This is a genomic window from Streptomyces sulfonofaciens (genome assembly GCF_014656295.1).
Classification (GTDB): Bacteria; Actinomycetota; Actinomycetes; order Streptomycetales; family Streptomycetaceae; genus Streptomyces; species Streptomyces sulfonofaciens.
In genome coordinates this window covers 1-17,629 of the sequence record NZ_BNCD01000047.1, presented here as the reverse complement: position 1 = coordinate 17,629, position 17,629 = coordinate 1, and the positions used below count along the sequence as shown (strand labels likewise).

The window sequence follows — 17,629 nt, the reverse complement described above, 5'->3', positions numbered from 1 at the left end:
CCGCATGACACCCACAAGTCAAACCACCCCAAACCGAACCCGAACACCTTGACGAAAGACATAGAGGCACCCCCCCCACCCCCCCCCACGGGCTCCCCATGCCGGATGAGGAGGGGGCGGGAGGGGCCGAGTGGCGTTCCAGTACCGCACCGACCCGCTTCATCCGGATCCAACTCGCCAGGGTGGCAGGCGGCCGCGGCGGAAGGGGTCCGTCGTGCCGAGGTCGCAGGACGAGCGCGGACGGGCCACCCGAGGACCTGGTCGCCGGCCGCCGAACGGCCGCGGCACCGGCACGACGCGGCGCGGCAACGCCGTGCGTTGTGGGCCTCAGTGCGTTCCGGGTTCGGTCGTCGACAGCCAGCGCCGGACGCCCTCGATCAGCACGCGGCTGTTGTCGAGGCCGGCTTCGAGGCCCTGCGCGGCGCCGGCGCCGGCGCGCTGGTGCAGGACGACGCCGAGGACCAGCCGCTCGTGTCCGCTGGCGTCGGGCGCGGTGGCCGCCCACATCAGGGCGCCGCCGGCGGGGGTGCTTGAGCCGGTCTTGATGCCGATCACACCGTCCGTGCCCAGCAGTGTGTTGGTGTTGGGCAGCGCACCGGACCCGTCGGGCTTCTCGACGCTGCGCTCGGCGACGACGGACCGGAACACCTCGTCCCGCATGGCCTGCCGGGCCAGCACCAGTTGGTCGGTGGAGGTGCTGGTGGTCGTGGCCTCGAAGCCGCTTGCCCCGGTGTAGGTGGTGTGGTCCATGCCCAGGGCGCGAGCGGCCCGGTTCATCTTCTTGACGAACGCCCCCTCGGAGCCCGCGTCCCAACGGGCCATCATCCGGGCGATGTTGTTGCCGGAGGGGATCAGCAGCAGCTCCAGCGCCTGCCGTTCGCTCAGCCGCTGACCCTCGATGACGGGCACGGTCGATTCCGCGCCCGACAGGGGCTCGTTGGCGGCCTCCCGGTCGACGAGGACGGTGGGGCCCGCCTCACCCGCCCGTAGCGGGTGATCACCGAGGACCACGTAAGCGGTCATCACCTTGGCGACGCTGGCGATCGGCACCGGCGTCTGCCTGCCCTTCGCACCCAGCTCACCGCGCTCACCGAGGCCCTCCACCAGCACGCTCGACTGGCCCTGCGCGGGCCAGGGCAGAGACGGTGCCGCGGCGCCCCCGGCCGCGGCCGGACCGGTGGACGGGCGGGCGCTGCCGGAGGTGAGCCGGCTGAAGACGCCGAGGCCGGCCACGGCGGCCAGGGCAAGGCCACCGATGGCAAGAGCGGTGCGCGGCAGCCGGGGGCGCCCCGGTCGGCGTGGAGACAGCCGCGGGTCGTCCTGCGACGGTGGACGCAGCGCCGGGTCGGGCTCGCCCGTGCCGGGTACGCCGGGGACACGAACAGGGCACATCGAAAGGCACCTCCATGGGCAACGCGCGGATGTCGCGCACGTCGACCACCTTGGCCGGTGTGGGTGTCCGCCCCGCCCCGATCGTGGATCGGGCGGCACTCGGCCGGTCATCCGTCGTGTATCGCCCGTGTCTCTGTTGCGCGGCCCCCTCAGCGCCCCGCCCACGACCGGCGCGCCCGCAAACGGCACACCAGCCACCCGCGCACGCGCCACCGGCGTGTGTTCGGTATCACCGGGGGACGGCGCCCGCCCGGACGCCTCTGCCGGCCGCACTCACTGCTGCACCTTCTCGCCCGTGGGCCCGGCCGCGAACCAGGTGCCGTCCACCCCCTGGCCGTTGAGGTCGCCCGGTGCGGTGTCGTCCGCGTAGCGGTAGAGGGGCATACCGCCCACCGTGATCTGAACCGTACCGTCCTGGCGGCGGATCGCACCGACCTGCTTCTGGTCCACACCCGCGAGGTAGACGTTGCCGCCCTCCTTGATGGTCACCGGCGGCCACTTCACGGCGCACTGCCCGTTGCAGGCGGACCGTCCGGAGCCGGGGGTGTCCCTGTCGAAGCGGTACAGCGCCGCCTGGTTGATGTTGATGAGGTGGGGCGGGGTGAGCGGGGGCGAGGTCACCGCGGAAAGCTGGACCCAGTTCGGTGGCTGCTCCTGGACGGCGGCGCCGACCACGGTGCCGCCGGTGCCCGTCCTGCCCGACTCGGCGGCCGTGTTGTCGACGACCTGCAACGTGGCGTTGCTTGAGGGCTGGCTCGGGGCACCGGAGGGCGTGCCGGGGGCGGGCGCCGCCGGGGCCGACGCGCTGCTCGGCGGGGCCGTGGCGCTGTCGCTCACCGAGATGGTCTTGCCGCAGGCGGTGAGGCCGAAGGAACCGCACAGGACGAGGGCCGCGGCCACCCGGGCGCGTGCGTGCCGGCCGATGAACAAGCTGCTTCGATGACGCATGGGGACAATCACGTCTCCCACACGGGGCCGGGCCGGAAATCGTTCAAGGCGATCGGCCCCGTTCGGCGGCTGCCGGAACGGATGCCCGAAGACCGCGGGTCCGGGTCGCGAGGGCGGCCCGACGCCCTGTGCCACCGAGGTGAACGATCGGTGCCCAGCCCACGTGTTGCGTCGTGGGAAACCGCCCATCACCACCGCCCACACATGGGGAGGTCTAGTGCCCTCGGACATCTTCATTCCCGGAGACGAGCTGGACGCGGCGCGTCAGGCCCTCGGGTTCGTGCACGACAACATCGACATCGGGCATCACACGTTCGACTTCGAGAAGGCGTTCGGCCCGGAGCTGGCAGGCCACGGATCGGCCCAGAACTTCGAGAACAAGTGGCAGGACGGCAAGCAGCAGCTCCGCAAGCAGGTCGAGGACCTGAAGAAGGCCATGGACAGCATCATGGACAGTTTCACGAAAACGGACAACGACGCCGTCGCCAATCTGGACGACGGAGCGGGAGGCGGCCGGTGAGTTCCGCACAGCGTTTCGTACTGGACGTGCCCGACGCCTGGAAGGAGGTCGACCTGAGCGGCGGCGCCATGGCGGCCGCGCGTTCGAAGGCCCTCGCCATGACCGGCGATCCGGTGGCGCGGGCACGTCTGAACGACATGTTCCGCCAGGGGCGGGACCTGCTCAGATCCGCCCGCAACCACGGCGCGCTGCTGTCCACGGGCACCGTCACGCAGTACGACGACGGCGTGTTCATGGCCTACGCGATGGTGTTCGCCGTCTCCACGCCGGACGGTGTGGAGCTGACCCTGCCGCTGATCGCCGCGCAGATGGGCGTGGCGTCGGCGAACGGAAAGGCGCCGAGGGACCGGGAGGTCACCTCGGTGCGTATCCCCGAGGTGGGCACCGTGGCCCGGGTCACCGGCACCGAGACGACCCGGGTGACCGCGGACGTCGACGTGCAGCTACTCACCATGTATACGATCCTGCCGGTGCCGGGCAGGGCGCGCGACTACCTCGTGGTCGTCTGCGCGAGCCCCAATCTGCCGCTGCGGGAGACGGTGTACGACCTCTTCGACGCGATCACGGGCACCTTCCGTTTCGTCTCCCGGGACGGGAAGGTGCTGGGCGCCGTGCGGTGAGGACCGGCGGAGAGATCCACCGCAAGGGGCGGTCCGGGCTGCGGACCGCCCCTTGCGGTGTACTCCGTGCGCATCCGCGCTCTCAGAGGTCCGCCACGTCCGACAACGGCACCTGCACCGAGGTGAGGGTGCCGTCGCCCAGGTGCAGCAGGCCGCGTCCGGGTTGGGGTGCGGCACCGACCAGCCCGCGGGTCAGCCGCACGCCGATCACGTCCCCGTCGGTGAGGGACTGCGGTGAGAGCAGCATGCCGGTGCGGTTGCGCTTCACCTGGCCGATCCACCCCGCGAGGCTCAGGGACAGCGACTCCGCGTTGCCGGCGACCACGAGGCCCCAGCCGTTGCCGGCACCGCCTCGGGCCAGCAGTGCGAGATCGCTGTCGATCTCGGTGCCGATGAACAGCTCGGCGTCGTCGACGACGACGACGGCGTGGTCCTCGGGCACGTTGCCCAGTACCTGCCGGAAGTCCGCCACCGGGACGTCGGCGTCGGTGAGGACCGCGGTGACGCCCGCCCGGCCCTCGAACGACCGCAGGGGCGACCTGCGCGGCGCCAGGACCACCAGCCCTGCTCCCGCCTCCAGCACGGAACGGGCGGCGGTGAGCAGCGCCGTGCTGCGGCCGGTGCGGGGCGGCCCCGCGATGACGAAGGTGGGTACGTCGGACAGGTCGGGAGCGAGGCCGCTGAGGGTGTCGCCGCCGACTGCCACCAGCGGAAGCATGGGCCCCGTCCGCGGACGCAGGGCGAGGGCCTGTGCGTATCCGATCTGCTCCGGCAGGACGTCGAGCCGCGGGGCGCGGCGTTCGGCGGGCACCGCCGCCTCGCGCCGGGTGATCTCCTCGCCGAGCGCCGTGAGGGCCTCGGCCTGGGCGGTGCCGGAGAGGTCGGGGCCGAGCACGGCGAGCTGGACCTCGCAGAGGTCCTGTGTGCGCAGGGCCCGCCCGGGGGCCGGGTCGGCGGGGGCCGACCTGGTGGGGATGCCCACCGATCCGTAGTCGGCCCTGTCGTTCAGCCGCAGTACCAGCTTGTCCTCGGTGGTGCCCGCGAAACGGCTGTTGCCGAGGACCCGGTCCCCTGCGAGTACCGCGTGGATGCCGACGCCCGCACCGTCGCGCAGCAGCCTCATCATGCGTTCCAGATAGCTGCCGTTGTCGAAGGAGCCGTACTCGCGGTCGAAGACCTCGAACCTGTCCACCATGAGCACGATGTGCGCCAGCCGCTCCCCCGGGCCGGTCATGCGCCGCAGCTCGGCGAGGTCGGCGGTGCCACGCGCTCCCAACGCACCCTGGCGGGCCGTGAGCTCGGCGCACAGCCGGTCGAGCAGGCGGCCGAGGCGCTCGGTCTGGTTGCGGTCGACCACGGCGCCGCAGTGCGGCAGCGACGTCAGCGCGTTCAGGGCCCCGTTGCCGCAGTCGATGCCGTAGAGGTGGACGTCGTCGGCGCCGTGGGCCTGTGCGAGCGCGGCGGCGAGCGTGCGCAGGGCCTGCGACCTGCCGCTGCGGGGCGAGCCGATGATGTGCAGATGCCCGTCCCTGTCCAGGTCGAGGACGAGGTCCGAGCGGCTCTGCTCGGCGGGCAGGTCGACCGTGCCGTACGCGACGGCGCCCAGTGCCGCTCCGCGTTCGGCAGACGGCCGGGGCGCGGCCGCGGGCGTCCACTCCAGCACGTCCGGGAGCGGGGGCAGCCAGGGGCTCGGCTGCCGTGGCACCGCGGCGAGGCGGGCCCCCTGGGCGATGGCGGTGGCGAGCACCGCCAGGTCGGTGACGATCTCCGTTCGGCCGCCTGCCGGTCGGTCGCCGCCACCGGTGCCGGCGAGGGGCCCTCCGAGGTCCTGCCAGGACACCGTGCGCGCACGTACGGGCACCTCGGTGCCGGCGGACACCTGGGCGCCGGGGCGCCGCCCGCCGACGCGGCCGGACTGGAACGGCAGCAGCGCCGCGGGCCCGAGCCGCGCGTAGGCCCGGCCTGGCGTACCGGGCGAGATGTCACCGGCGTCCGGCGCGTCGATGATGTCCCGGCTCTCGGAGGTGTCCGTGGTGCGCAGCGCGATCCGCAGGTTGGTGTTGGCGCGGATGTCGGGGGTGACGGCACCGCTCGGGCGCTGCGTGGCGAGGACCAGGTGGATGCCGAGCGACCGGCCGCGCTGGGCGATGTTGACGAGGCCGGAGATGAAGTCGGGCAGCTCGCGCACCATGGACGCGAACTCGTCGATGACCAGCAGCAGCCGGGGCAGCGCCGGGAGTGCGCCGCCGCGGGAGCGCTTGTCGAGGTAGTCCTCGATGTCCTTCGCGCCCGCCTGGGCCAGCAGTGTCTCGCGGCGCCGCAGCTCGGCGCCGAGGGACACCAGGGCACGTTCGACGAGATGGGTGTCGAGGTCGGTCACCAGGCCCACGGTGTGCGGGAGCTCGGCGCACTCCGCGAACGCGCTGCCGCCCTTGTAGTCCACGAGGACGAACGTCATCTCGTCCGGGCGGTTGACCACGGCGAGACTCGCCACCAGGGTCTGGAGCAGCTCGGACTTGCCGGATCCTGTGGTGCCCGCGATCAGCGCGTGCGGTCCGTCGCGCACCAGGTCCACCGAGAAGTCCCCGTCGTAGCCGGTGCCGAGGACGGCCCGGGTGGAGCGGCCGGACAGGGACCAGCCTGCGACGACGGCCTCCGCGGTCGGCGGCTCCACGCCGAGCAGGTCGAGCAGCCGCACCGAGCCGGGCAGCGCGCTCTCGTCGCTGTCCCCCACCCCGCGCAGCGGTGCGAGGCAGCGGCCGAGGCGCTCGTACCAGGCGGGTTCCGGGGAATCCGTCCGTACCTGTTCGAGGGCGGCGCCGCCTCCGGTGCGGACCCTGGAGAACGTCATGGAGCCGGGCTCGGTGACGACGACCGCGCCGCACTCCTCGGGCAGCAGCCGTTCCTCCCGGTCCATGCAGAGGGTGTAGACGCCGACGGCGGGGCCGTCGCGCAGCAGCGAGACGATCCCGGGCAGCGAGCGGGCCCGGCGGGCCTGGTCGAGGACGACCAGGACGTCGGGGTAGCCGTGGACGCCGCCGCGCACCAGGTCCGGGCCCGCCTGCACGCGGGCGGAGACGATCTGGCCCAGTTCCCCGATGCGGCGGGCGAGGGAGTCGGTGGTCGAGCCGATGAGGGCGTACGCGTCCTCGCCGGCCGGCTGCGTGTGGGGCAGCCAGCGGGTCCAGGACCAGTCGCGTTCGCCCTCGGGGCCGGCGAGGACGACGATACTGAGGTCGGCGGGGCTGTGCAGGGACGCCGCCTGCGCGGTCAGCCAGCTCGCGGCGCGGCCCGCAGCGGCGCCGGCGACACCGGTCACCCCGGCCCGCCGCAGCGGCACCGACACCGGTACCTGGTACAGCGTGGGCACGGTGGTGCGGCGGTGCTCGTCCTGGGTGGGGTCCAGCACGGACACGGAGGACGGCAGGTCGGCGGTGCCCACGCGCAACGCGAGGAAGTCCGGATCCTGCCAGCGGCGCTCCCACAGCCGCTCGGAGGGCTGGGCGGCCATCTGGAGGAGCGTTGCCGGATCCGGCAGGGCAAGGCGCAGGTTGAGCTGCTCCCCGACGACCGCGGCGTCGATGTCGGCGCGCACCCGGGCGAGCTTCTTCTCGTACTCCTCCTTCTGCTCCTGGTACTTGAGCATGGCCTGCTTCCGGCTGCCGAACTGGGTGACCAGCGCGGCGATCGGGGAGAGCAGGGCGATGAAGATGAACGCCCAGCGGTGGGTGACGAGGATGGTGACCACCGCGCTGCCCGCGGGCAGCAGCAGGATCGGCAGCAGCGGGACGGGCCGCTTGTCCGGCTTCACGGGCGGGCCGGGCAGCCGGAAGTCTCCCTTCGCCTCGGCGGGCAGGAAGCGGGGAGGACGGTTGAACTCCAGCCCGAGCCCGTCCGCCGCGGGGGTCAACGGCGCACGCGCGGACACCCTGGAGGTGAGTTCCAGCAGCATGTCGCCGAGGGCGAGTTGACTGCCCTCCGGCCATGGGGCTGGCTCGTCGACGGGCTTGCCGTCGAGCTGGGCCTTGTCGGTGGCGAGCAGTTCCGCGGTGCCGTCGAGACGCACCCGGACCCGGGCGGCGACCGATGGAGCCCTTCCCGCCAGCCTGATGCGGCAGGTGTCGTCACCGCCGATGTCGTAGTCGCCGGGCACCAGGCGGTACACGGTGCCCGCGCCCGGGCCCGACACCACCTTCAGTTCCGTCCTGCCCTCGGGGTCGGGCACGTGCGGCAACGGCGTGCCGAGCCCGAGGGTCACGCCGTCACGCACCCCCGCGGACTGGAGGGTGGCCTCGGCGTCGACCGGCTCCGCGCCCATGTAGAGGTCCGGTGCACCCGTGCCGTCGTCGCCGCTGTGGCCGACGGCGCGCGCCAGCTCCGCGGCGAGCCGACCCGCCTGCGCGGCGGGCTCGGTGTCGACGACGACGGTGGTGGGCGCCTCCTCCGCCAACGGGTCACGCACACTGACTTTCAGTCGCACTGTTCGCGTCCTTACCTGGATGAACGGCTGGGAAAAGCGGGCAGGTCCGGCTCCGGACGGTCACGGCCGGCCGGCTCCCTCGTCGGGCTGCCGGTTGCGGTCTCCCCGGAACGGGAACGTCTTGTCGCCGGCGATGTTCACCGTCACGTTCGGCACCTTGGAGCCGTGCAGGACGGCCTGCTGCACATCGTCGTGGAACCTGTTGCCGACGTCCGTGACGCTCCCGAAACGGTCGTCGAGGGCCTTGACGAGGTCGTCCTTGTCGACATTGAGGCTTGTGGCGAGGTTGTCGATATTGCCGTCGCGGTTGTCGAAACCCCGGTGCTCGTTGCTCGCGCCCAGGTGGACGGAGTTGTCCGCGGTGGCCTGCGACGCCCCGTGCGCGTCGATCAGGTTCTGGTCGCTGAGCGGCCTCGCGGTCAGGTGGAAATGGCTGACCTTGATGTTCACCGTCGACGCGAGGGGCACGTTCCTGTCCTTGGCGGCCGTCTCGGTGACGACTTCGTTGCCCGTGCTGAGCGTTGCGTTGAGGTGGACGGCCACCTGTACGTCCTGGCCCTGCCTGTCCTTCAGGGTCAGCACCTCGGGACGGGAGATGATGTTCTTCGCACCGTTGAGGGTGCCGTCACCGAACGGGAAGCCGCCCAGGGTGCGTCTCGGTTCGTTCCCGGGGACGCGTCCGCTGTGGTCGGTGGCCTCGTTCGGTCTGCCCGCGGTACCCGTGATCTTCTTGATGATCTGGTCCTCGGTCAGGAACGGTTTGTCGTTGTCCCCCGGAACCGCTCTGGTGCCCGTTCCTCCCGGAGTGGCCGGCGAGGCCCCCGCACCCGAGGAGGGCCCGGCGCCGGACGAGGCCCCCGCACCCGTTCTCCCTCTGCCCTTGCCACCGCCCGGGAGAGTACGCGTGCCCGTGCCGCCGGAGGGCGCCGCCGCGGAGCCCTTCTGCGGGAAGGGCGACTTCTTCGCCCCGGCTCCCAGGGCGCCGCCGGCGAGGCCGACAGCACCGGCGCCCGCGATGGCGCCGGCGTCGAGGGGCTGGCCCTGGATGACCTCCGATGCCGCTTCCCCTGCGGCTTCCTCCGCGCCGTCCTCGGCGGCTTTCCTGCCGATCTGGGTCACGGGGTGGTTGAGGACGCCCTGGAGGGTCGTGGAGTTCTTGAGGGAGTCCCCCACCTTGGTGATGCTGCCGGACACCTTGCCGATCACACCGCCCGCGCCGTCCGCGAACTTCGCCACGCCCGGCAGCGACTTCGCCACACCGCCCAGCGCGGTGGCCGCCTTCCCTCCCAGCTTGAGCAGTCCGCCGCCCGGGATGATGCCGAGCAGTCCGGTGAGGACGTCGCCGAGCGTGAGAGTCCCACTGGCCGCCCCCACCACGGTGGTGAAGGCGAACAGGGCACCGCCGAGCAGCGCCCCGACGACGGGGAAGAAGACGGAGGTGATGGCGATGAGGGCGCCGAGGAGGATCTGGACGAAGGGGAAGTCCTTGAAGAAGTCGGCGATCTTCTGGAAGATGTTCCGCTCCGGTATCGCCTCGCCGGCCGCCCGGTCCAGCACGTCCGCGCAGGCCCGCTGGGCGGTTTCACGCATGGACCTGGCCTGCTGGGCGAGGTCCTTCGCCGCGGTCAGGCTGTCGTTCGCCCGGTCGATCTGGTCCTGCTGCTTCTTGGCGTCGCTCTTCTGCTGGTCGGTGGCGTCGTCCGGGAGGGGCGCCACGGACTGGCGGGCCTGGTCGGCGACGTCAAGGGCCTGGTCCATGGCCTTGTCGAGGAGATCCTGCGCCTCGACGAGCTTGGGGCCGTAGGTGGTGTACGCCTCGGCGGCGTCGTGGTACGAGGTGACGGTCTTCTGGAGCTTGTCGGGCAGGTCGTCGATGCGTTCGCGGAGCTTGTCCATCGCCTCGCCCCTGCCGGTCTCCACCTGCCCGCCCTTCTTGAGGAAGTCCAGGGCCACTTCGGCTTGGTCGCCGATACTGCGGTAGCGGTCCCGGACCCGGTTCATCTCGTCGATGTCCCCGGGAGTGGGATCACTGTCCATCCCGACGACCTCAAAGCCCGATGTGTGTCGACGTGCCACGGGTACTCTCCGGAGGTTCTTGTGCCAACCGCTGTCGCTTCCTACACGGGCCGGACCACCACACCGTTCACCCGCCCCTCACGGGGAGCAGCGGGCACACGCCGGCCCCGGGCGGCAGGTGGCACGCAGCGGTCGTGCCACCGCCCCGGGGGCCGGCGTGCGGGGTGTGCGGGCTACGAGAGGTTGGCGCCCAACTGGTCGTCGGTCTGGCTGAAGGCGTCACCGACGGACTTCACATACTGGCCGATGCCCTGGAGACCCTGGTTGACCTGGTCGAAGCCCTTCGCGAACTCGTCGAAGAACGGCTGGAACTTCTGCTGCGCCGCGGGTGTCTGATAGCCGTTGGCGAGTAGCTGGCTGATCTTTCCCTTCACCTCGTTGAGCTTGTCGACACACTGCTGGAAATCGTTCAGCAGCGCCTGTGACGTGGAAGCCGTCTCGTCCGAGTTGACCTTGTAATCGGGCATGTCGTTACTCCTTGCCTGCTACGTGATGGGCGGGGCGGCCCCCGGGCGGGGTCACGGTGTGCCCGTGCCGCGGAGGTGCCCACCGTGGTCCGCCGGCGGAGCCGCACCACCGCCTGGTGCCGGGCCCCGGGTCGTTCCCACGGTGTGTTCACGTCCTACACGTGCCGGGTGCGGACAACCGTTCAGCTCATTTCGAACTCTCCCGGATGCGGACCCGTGTGAGTGGTGGCACCGCTTGCCGTCTCCCCTTCGGGGCTCCGGCGCGCGGTGGGCGGACTCGGCCACGACATCGACGGGTGGGACAGATGAGGGAAGGCGGCGAGATCATGGCTCGGCCTCGACCGGCACACAGGATCACGAGGCGCGGTCGGCACCGGCCTCTGCGGGCGGTGGCGCTCGTGCTGCTGGGCCTGCTGGCCCTGCTGGGCACGGGCCCACAGGCCCGGGCGGACGGCGGGGGCGGCGGGGGCGGCACCATCAAGGTGTTCGTCGTGAAGGACCCGGCCGTGAGCGGGGGGCAGCTCGCCACGCTCCAGTCGGTGGCGGCCGGCACGCTGGGCGACGCGGCACGGGCAGGTGAGATCTTCACCCTCAACCGCTCCCTCGCGCAGCCCGACGGTGCCGCCCTCACCGACCCGGGCGAACCGCTCCACCCCGGCTGGATCCTGCGGCTTCCCGACGACGCCTCCGGGCCTGACGTCCAGTTGGCCAGGGATACGTCCACCCAGCAGGCGGCCCCTCCCCCGGCCGGCCAGGGCGGTGCACCGGCCCCGCCACCGGCGGCCGGGCAGCCGGCGGCCCTGCTGACCCTGCCGCTGCCCGCGGTCGTCGCCGGGGCCGGCGCGGTGCTGCTGGCGCTCGTGACGACCGGCATCGTCGCCAGGCGCCGGGTGGGGCGGGGCCTCGCGGCGCTGCGGCGCGCGGTGCACAGGCTGGGCGGACCCGCGCGGCGGCGGCGCAGACTGCTCGCGCGGCGGGCGTTGGGCGCCCGGTTCGCGGCCGACGCCGAGACCGTGCGGCGCGCGATCGGCACGCTCGCCGAGTTCGCGCCGACCCGGCACAGGGCCGAGACACCCGTGCACGCCCTACGGGTGGACGGCGCCGGCGTGACGGTGTGGGTGCCGTCGGCCGACACCCTTGAGGAGCCGTGGCAGAACATCGCCGACACCCGGTGGCGCAGGCCGTCGACCACGACGGGCTGGCTGGAGCGCGGTGGCACCGAGACCGGCTCCATGTCGCTCGCCGCCCTCGACGCGGCCTGCCTCGTACGCGTGGGCGCGGACGACGACGGCGAGCCGGTCTTCGTGGACATGAGCCGACTTGACGGTGTCCTCTCGGTGACCGGCGATGACGCGGTCGCCCGAGACGTGGTGCGGAACCTGCTGGCCGAGGTCGCCCGCAGCAGGCCCCGCACCCCGGTGACGGTGCTGCGGGCCGCCGACGGCACACCGCCGCTCGCGGTCCCTGCCGCGCTCCAAGAGGTCACCAGGATCGAGCCGGGCGGCACGCGGCCCCCCGAGGCGGCGCGTCGCACCGTCGTGGGTGCCGCGGCGCGGCGGCCGGTGAAGGGGCTCGTGGTCGTGGCCGGGACACCGACGGGTCGCGAGGCGGCGGAACTCGCCGCGCTCTGCGGGCCCGGTGGCGCGGGCTGGACGGGACTGGTGTGCGGCGAGGCGAACGGTGCGCACTGGCGCTGGTACACCGATGCCCACGGCAGCGTACGCATTCCCGTGCTGGGGACGAGGCTCACGGTGCCGGCCTGACGGCCGGTTCTCCCGACGGGCGCGTCAGGTGGCTTCGATGCCTGACGGCCGTGTGCGGCGCGGCACACGGCCGGTGGGGCCGTACAGGGCGTGGCCGTACACGGTACGGCCGTACCCGATGCGGTCGTTCACGAATGCGGTGCGGCGGCGGCCGGTGGGTGCCTCGCCGCCGGACGCGGCCGCGTGCGGCGGCGAGGTCGCGTCCCGTGGCATGCCGACGGGCAGTGGTCGCCCACTGCCCGTCATCTGTCCCTGCCCCCCGCCGCGCCCGGTCCCCGGCCGGTGTGCGCTCAGCCCTTGGCCGCGGGGACGGTGGCACCCCGGTCGATCTTCTTGATGTTCGCCTTGATCGCGAACCACACCCCTCCCACGTTCTGGCCGCCTGTCAGTCCCGGCTGGGTGTCACCCTTGAAGGTGTACCCCGGCCAGCAGTTGAAGGACTCCTGCCGGCTGCCGTTCGCCGTGGTGAAGGGGAACAGGGTCTTCGCCGGGAGTCCGGCCGCCTTGGCATCCGCCTCGCTGACCAGGCCGGTCGGCGTCCATGTCGCCAGGCAGGCGGTGCCACAGGCCGTCTTCATGGGCCAAGGGGTGTCCTTCGTGAACAGGTACAGGGTCCTGCCGTTCCCGTCCTGGAGGATCGGGCCGAGCTTGGGGTCGTTGAGCACGCCGAGCGCCGGGCGTGGGACACCGGACTTCCAGCCGTCGGGGGCGGCTGCGTGCCACACCCCGCCGATGTTCTGACCGCTGGTCTCCTTCGGCTTCGTGTCCTTGGCGTAGTAGTAGAGCGGCTTGCCTGCCAGGGTGAGCTGTCGGGTGCCATCGGGCCTCGTCAGGGAGCCGAGCAGGTCCTGGTTGAGACCGGGGGATGCGGTGGCCCGGTCGGCGGGGACCGCCGGCCAGTCCTTGGCACAGGCCCCCTCGCAGGCGGAGGTCCCGGGAGTGGTGTCCTTGTCGAAGACGTAGACGGTCATGCCCCTGGCGTCGCTCACGACGGGGCCCAGCTTGTCGTCGGTGTGCACGGTGAACCGGCCCGCGGAGGAGCTGACGGCGGGAGGGGAGCCGGCCGAGCCCGGGATGACGCTGATCGCCGGTGAAGCGCCCTGCTTCGGGTTCCGGTCCTGGGAACCACCGTCCCCGCTGCCGCAGGCGGACACGGTCAGGAGCGTCAGTGCGGACGCCCCCAGGGCGAGGTTGTGCCACGTCTTCTTGTTCATCACGATCCCTCGGACTCAAATGCCTCGGCTTCCCCGCGGGAGCCACCTGCTCATCACACGTGCGGCCCCCACCGGTGCGTTCACCTCGGTGTTCGGCATGCCGTGGCAGCCGCCGCGGGTTCGGTCGCGGCGCACGGCCGGCACGACGGAGACAGCCGCCGGGGTGTGAGCCCCGTGGTGCGGCGGAACCCGTTCTCCTGGCCGCCCGTCTCAGCCTCCCGACCTGTTGGCCGTCCATCACGGGGCCGTGGTCGGTGCGGTGCGGCCGGACACGCGGCGCGCGGTGTACAGGTCGGGGCGGTGGTCGGCGAGGTACGGGTGGGCGGTGCGGGAGGCGGCGAGGGTGTCCGTGTCGACGTGGCCGAGCAGCAGTTCGGTGCCGGAGCCCGCGCGGGGCCCCGGGCGTCCCCCGGGCCCGGCGAGGGTGCTGAGCCCGGCGAAGTCGAACCCGCCCTCGGTGCCGGTGCGGTTGGCGTAGGCGATGTGGAGCTGACTCTCGAACGCCCGTGCGGGGACCAGGGTTTCGGCGACGAAGGCGCCCGTGCGCGGCAGCGCCGTCGGCACCGCCAGCAGGTCGGTACCGGCGAGCGCGTGCGCCCGCACCGCCTCGGGGAACTCGACGTCGTAGCAGATCAGCAGGCCCACGGTGACGCCTCGCAGGCGGGCCTGGGCGATCGCCAGGTCACCGGGGGTGAACCAGGCGCGCTCGTAGGGGCCCCACAGGTGGGTCTTGCGGTAGTGGGCAAGCGGTGCGCCGTCGGGGCCGGTGAGCCGCGCCGCGTTGTACAGCACTCCCCCGGCGGCCTCGGGCAGGCCGCAGACGATCGCGATCCGGTGCAGGGCAGCGATGCGGTCCACCTCGGACCCGGCCTCCCTGGCCTCGTCGGCGAGCCGCGGCAGGGCCTCGCCGACGCCGTAGCCGGTCAGGAACAGCTCAGGGGTGACGAGCAGATCGCAGTCCGCGGCAGCGGCCTTTCCGGCCTCGGCGTCCAGCAGTTCCAGGTTGGCCGGTACGGAGCCGGGGCAGCCCTGGCTCTGGAGCAGGGCGACGTGCAGCGTGGACATGGGCGACCTCGGCGGTGGCACGGGTGTGTCGCCCCGACGCTACGGTCGGCCTGCCGCCGCCACAAGGCACCCTGCGGGCGGGGCCCCCTGCGGGCGGGGGCCGAGCCGCACTCGCCGCCGCGTGGGCCACCCGCCCTGGCGGCCGTCTCGGCCGGTGGTCACCACCGCCCCGGTCGTCCGCACCGCCCGCACGGCCCGCACCGAACACGGCACCCGCGGCACCGCCCGTGGCCCGCGGGCGTTCACCCGGCATCCCCCGGGCGGGCGGCCCGCCTGCGGCGCGGGGCGGACGCCGCCGCGGGCCCTGGCCGCCGGGGGGAGGACCCGGGCACCGGCCTGACCCGCACTCAGGCTTCCGCTCACATGACTATTCCGCAGCGATCGCGGGAACGACGGATCTCCGCCCCGTGCGTGCTGAGAGGATACGCACGATCTTCTCGGAGACGGTGCTTCGCTACTGGTCCGTGCCGTCTCCGGGTAACAGCTCAGGGCGGCAGGAGGAAATGCATTGCGCACGTCATGGCGAAGAGCCCTCGCCTCGATCACGATCACGGCCGCGCTCGCGGCGGCCGGGGTGCCGGCCGCGCACGCGGCGGCGCAGAAAGCTTCCATCAAGGTGACCGCGGACGGCACCCAGCCGGTCTTCTCCTACCAGGACGCCATCAGGGAGTACGTCAACGTCCAGTCGAGCGTGGACTCGGACGGCGACGGCAAGAAGGACCTGATCCGGGTCGACATCATCCGGCCCAAGGAGAGCGACGAGGGCCTCAAGGTCCCCGTCATCATGGATGAGAGCCCCTACTACGACAATCTCGGCCGCGGCAACGAGTCCGAGCGCAAGACGTACGACACCGACGGGGACCCGGCGAAGTTCCCCCTCTACTACGACAACTACTTCGTGCCGCGGGGCTACGCCGTGCTCGAGGTGGACATGGACGGCACCACGAAGTCCGACGGCTGCCCCACCTCGGGCGGTGCCTCCGACGTGCTCGGCGGCAAGGCCGTGGTGGACTGGCTGAACGGGCGCGCCAAAGCCTTCGACGCCGACGGCAGGCAGATTAGGGCGACCTGGACGAACGGCCGTACCGCGATGATCGGCAAGTCCTACGACGGCACCCTCGCCAACGCGGTGGCCGCGACCGGCGTGCAGGGCCTGGAAACCATCGTACCGATCTCGGCCATCAGCTCCTGGTACGACTACAGCCGCATGAACGGCACCCTCCTGGCGCGCGGCGAGGAGGACGGCCTCGCCGACACCGTCGACACCGATCCGCCGGCGAAGTGCGCGGCCGTGCAGCAGCAGCTCGCAGCGGGCCAGGACGACGCCACCGGCGACTACAACGCCTTCTGGGCCGAGCGCGACTACCGCGACGGCACCGTCGCCGACGTGCGCAGGGTGCACGCCGCGGTCTTCGCCGTGCAGGGTCTGAACGACCTCAACGTCAAGCCCAGCCAGTTCTCCACGTGGTGGTCCGCACTCGCCCAGCAGGGCGTGCCGCGCAAGGTGTGGCTCTCCCAGTACGGACACGTCGACCCGTTCGACTACCGGCGCGACGCCTGGGTCGACACCCTGCACCAGTGGTTCGATCACTGGCTGTGGCGCATTCCCAACGACATCATGCGGCAGCCGCGGGCCGACGTCGAGACGGGCCCCGACCAGTGGGCCACGCAGCAGGACTGGCCGGCACCCGGCGCGACACCCGTGACGCTGCGCCCGCAGGCGGACGGCTCCCTCGGCCTGCACACCGACTCGGGAACCGGCACGTACACCGACACCCTGGTGGCCGAGGACACCGCGGTCGCCGCCCCGGAGACGACCGCGCCCGGACGCCTCGCCTACACGACGCCGCCGCTCGCGCACGACCTGCGGATCTCCGGGACGCCCGAGGTGAGCCTCTCGGTGCGGCTCGACAAGCCCACCGCGAACCTCGGCGCACTGCTCGTCGACTACGGCACCGGCACCCGGATCAACTACCTCGGCGCGGGAGAGGGCGTGCGGACCCTCGGCACCGAGGACTGCCACGGCGAGAGCACGACCGTGGACGACGCCTGCTACAGGCAGGTGGTCACCGACACGGTGACCTCGGACGTCAACGTGGTGGCACGCGGCTACACCGACGCGCAGAACCGCCTCTCGCTGAGCCGACCGGCCCCGCTGACACCGGGCAAGGCCTACAGCGTGAAGTGGGACACGCTGCCGCAGGACTACACCTTCAAGGCGGGGCACCGGCTGGCCCTGGTGCTGATCGGCACCGACAGCGACGTGCAGTCGGACCGTGCCACCGGCGCCACCGTCTCCGTCGACCTGGCCGGCAGCGGGATCACCCTGCCTGCGGCCCCGCCCGCGCGGTCGGCGGCCGCGGGCACGCTGTTCGCCCCGCAGCGCGACTGGCAGGGCCCGACCCGGGTCGACCTGCCGCGCCCGCACCGCTCGTTCCGCTGATTGCCGACGGGGGCCGGCCGGTCTGCCGGCCGGCCCCCGTACTGCCCGCCCGTACTGCCCGCCCGTACTGCCCGCCCGTACTGCCCGCCCGCACCGCCCGCCCGCACCGCCCGCCCGCAGGGCCTCCCCCGCAGGGGTTCGCACACCGTCGCCGGTGTCCCGGTGCGGCGACCGCCGCCCCGCGGCACCCCGTCACGGGTGGAAGCCTGTCGCGCCGGGCCGCCCCACCGCGCTCCTGAACCACCGGCACGGGAGAAGGAAAAAGGAAAGGGGAATCCGAGGCACGCTCGCACCCGCAGCAGTCAGTGTCGACCACGCGTTCCGCAAGCACCGTACGGGAAGGCAATCCGATCGAGGGCTGGGGCCAGGTGGCCCTCAACTCCTCCGGGCGCACTCGCCTGAGGCAGCATCACCGCTCCCTGCCGAGCATCCGGGACCGAGCTCCGCGCCGCGTAGGGACCGGTCGGCCCCGGCCCGTACGCGGCGCGCCCCGTGCAGCGCGGCCTGTCGGCGCGGCACGTGCAGGCGCTGGTACCGACCGGGGCCGCATCGCGGGGCCGCATGGCGGGACCGTTCGGACCGGGGTCTCGGCGAGGCGTGGGAGGCCGGGAGCCCCGGGCCGATGAGGGGCCGGTGCGCCG

Annotated in this window: 11 protein-coding genes; 4 read left to right on the top strand and 7 right to left on the bottom strand. The window is 72.7% G+C overall.

Going from position 1 to position 17,629, the window contains the following annotated elements:
• Nucleotides 1–327: 327 nt before the first annotated feature.
• Both IE313_RS34260 and IE313_RS34255 read right to left on the bottom strand, forming a co-directional pair.
• On the bottom strand, nucleotides 328–1,392 hold the full coding sequence (locus IE313_RS34260) for a D-alanyl-D-alanine carboxypeptidase family protein (protein WP_189939231.1): 1,065 nt from the start codon (nucleotides 1,390–1,392) through the stop codon (nucleotides 328–330).
• A gap of 273 nt (nucleotides 1,393–1,665) precedes the next feature.
• The gene (locus IE313_RS34255; RefSeq protein WP_189939229.1) at nucleotides 1,666–2,340 is read right to left on the bottom strand and encodes a COG4315 family predicted lipoprotein; all 675 of its coding nucleotides are present in this window, start codon (nucleotides 2,338–2,340) and stop codon (nucleotides 1,666–1,668) included.
• Between the two features lie 217 nt (nucleotides 2,341–2,557).
• Here IE313_RS34255 and IE313_RS34250 point away from each other — a divergent pair, with 217 nt between their 5' ends.
• Nucleotides 2,558–2,860, top strand: a complete 303-nt coding sequence (locus tag IE313_RS34250) for a hypothetical protein (RefSeq protein WP_189939227.1) — start codon at nucleotides 2,558–2,560, stop codon at nucleotides 2,858–2,860.
• Entirely contained in the window at nucleotides 2,857–3,480 is a 624-nt protein-coding gene (locus tag IE313_RS34245; RefSeq protein ID WP_189939225.1) for a hypothetical protein, read from the top strand. Before IE313_RS34250 ends, IE313_RS34245 begins: the two co-directional genes overlap by 4 nt.
• Before the next feature lie 82 nt (nucleotides 3,481–3,562).
• On the opposite strand, the gene IE313_RS34240 is transcribed toward IE313_RS34245, so the two are convergent.
• From IE313_RS34240 to IE313_RS34230, 3 genes are all read right to left on the bottom strand, one after another.
• On the bottom strand, nucleotides 3,563–7,960 hold the full coding sequence (locus IE313_RS34240; RefSeq protein WP_229925191.1) for a type VII secretion EssC family protein: 4,398 nt from the start codon (nucleotides 7,958–7,960) through the stop codon (nucleotides 3,563–3,565).
• A 60-nt stretch (nucleotides 7,961–8,020) separates the two neighbouring features.
• Nucleotides 8,021–9,997: a hypothetical protein gene (locus IE313_RS34235; protein WP_189939224.1), complete on the bottom strand. Its 1,977-nt coding sequence runs from the start codon at nucleotides 9,995–9,997 to the stop codon at nucleotides 8,021–8,023.
• Between the two features lie 212 nt (nucleotides 9,998–10,209).
• A complete protein-coding gene (locus IE313_RS34230) occupies nucleotides 10,210–10,503 on the bottom strand; it encodes a WXG100 family type VII secretion target (RefSeq protein ID WP_189939222.1) in 294 nt (97 codons plus the stop codon).
• A gap of 389 nt (nucleotides 10,504–10,892) precedes the next feature.
• Here IE313_RS34230 and IE313_RS34225 point away from each other — a divergent pair, with 389 nt between their 5' ends.
• Nucleotides 10,893–12,266, top strand: a complete 1,374-nt coding sequence (locus IE313_RS34225) for a hypothetical protein (protein ID WP_189939220.1) — start codon at nucleotides 10,893–10,895, stop codon at nucleotides 12,264–12,266.
• Between the two features lie 290 nt (nucleotides 12,267–12,556).
• Here the strand turns inward: IE313_RS34225 and IE313_RS34220 are convergent, their stop codons facing one another.
• Together IE313_RS34220 and IE313_RS34215 are read right to left on the bottom strand one after the other, a co-directional pair.
• Nucleotides 12,557–13,480 carry an SCO0930 family lipoprotein gene (locus IE313_RS34220; protein WP_189939218.1) on the bottom strand — a complete coding sequence of 308 codons (924 nt, stop codon included), beginning with the start codon at nucleotides 13,478–13,480 and terminating at the stop codon, nucleotides 12,557–12,559.
• A gap of 237 nt (nucleotides 13,481–13,717) precedes the next feature.
• Entirely contained in the window at nucleotides 13,718–14,545 is an 828-nt protein-coding gene (locus IE313_RS34215) for a carbon-nitrogen hydrolase family protein (RefSeq protein WP_189939216.1), read from the bottom strand.
• A gap of 508 nt (nucleotides 14,546–15,053) precedes the next feature.
• Between IE313_RS34215 and IE313_RS34210 the strand changes: the two genes are divergently transcribed.
• Nucleotides 15,054–16,988: a Xaa-Pro dipeptidyl-peptidase gene (locus tag IE313_RS34210; RefSeq protein WP_189939213.1), complete on the top strand. Its 1,935-nt coding sequence runs from the start codon at nucleotides 15,054–15,056 to the stop codon at nucleotides 16,986–16,988.
• Nucleotides 16,989–17,629: the final 641 nt, after the last annotated feature.

What these genes read in the sequence shown, in the direction of transcription:
- IE313_RS34260 (WP_189939231.1), bottom strand. Translation starts at nt 1,392, where the DNA reads ATGTGCCCTGTTCGTGTCCCCGGCGTACCCGGCACGGGCGAGCCCGAC.
- IE313_RS34255 (WP_189939229.1), bottom strand. Translation starts at nt 2,340, where the DNA reads ATGCGTCATCGAAGCAGCTTGTTCATCGGCCGGCACGCACGCGCCCGG.
- IE313_RS34235 (WP_189939224.1), bottom strand. Translation starts at nt 9,997, where the DNA reads ATGGACAGTGATCCCACTCCCGGGGACATCGACGAGATGAACCGGGTC.
- IE313_RS34230 (WP_189939222.1), bottom strand. Translation starts at nt 10,503, where the DNA reads ATGCCCGATTACAAGGTCAACTCGGACGAGACGGCTTCCACGTCACAG.
- IE313_RS34220 (WP_189939218.1), bottom strand. Translation starts at nt 13,480, where the DNA reads ATGAACAAGAAGACGTGGCACAACCTCGCCCTGGGGGCGTCCGCACTG.
- IE313_RS34215 (WP_189939216.1), bottom strand. Translation starts at nt 14,545, where the DNA reads ATGTCCACGCTGCACGTCGCCCTGCTCCAGAGCCAGGGCTGCCCCGGC.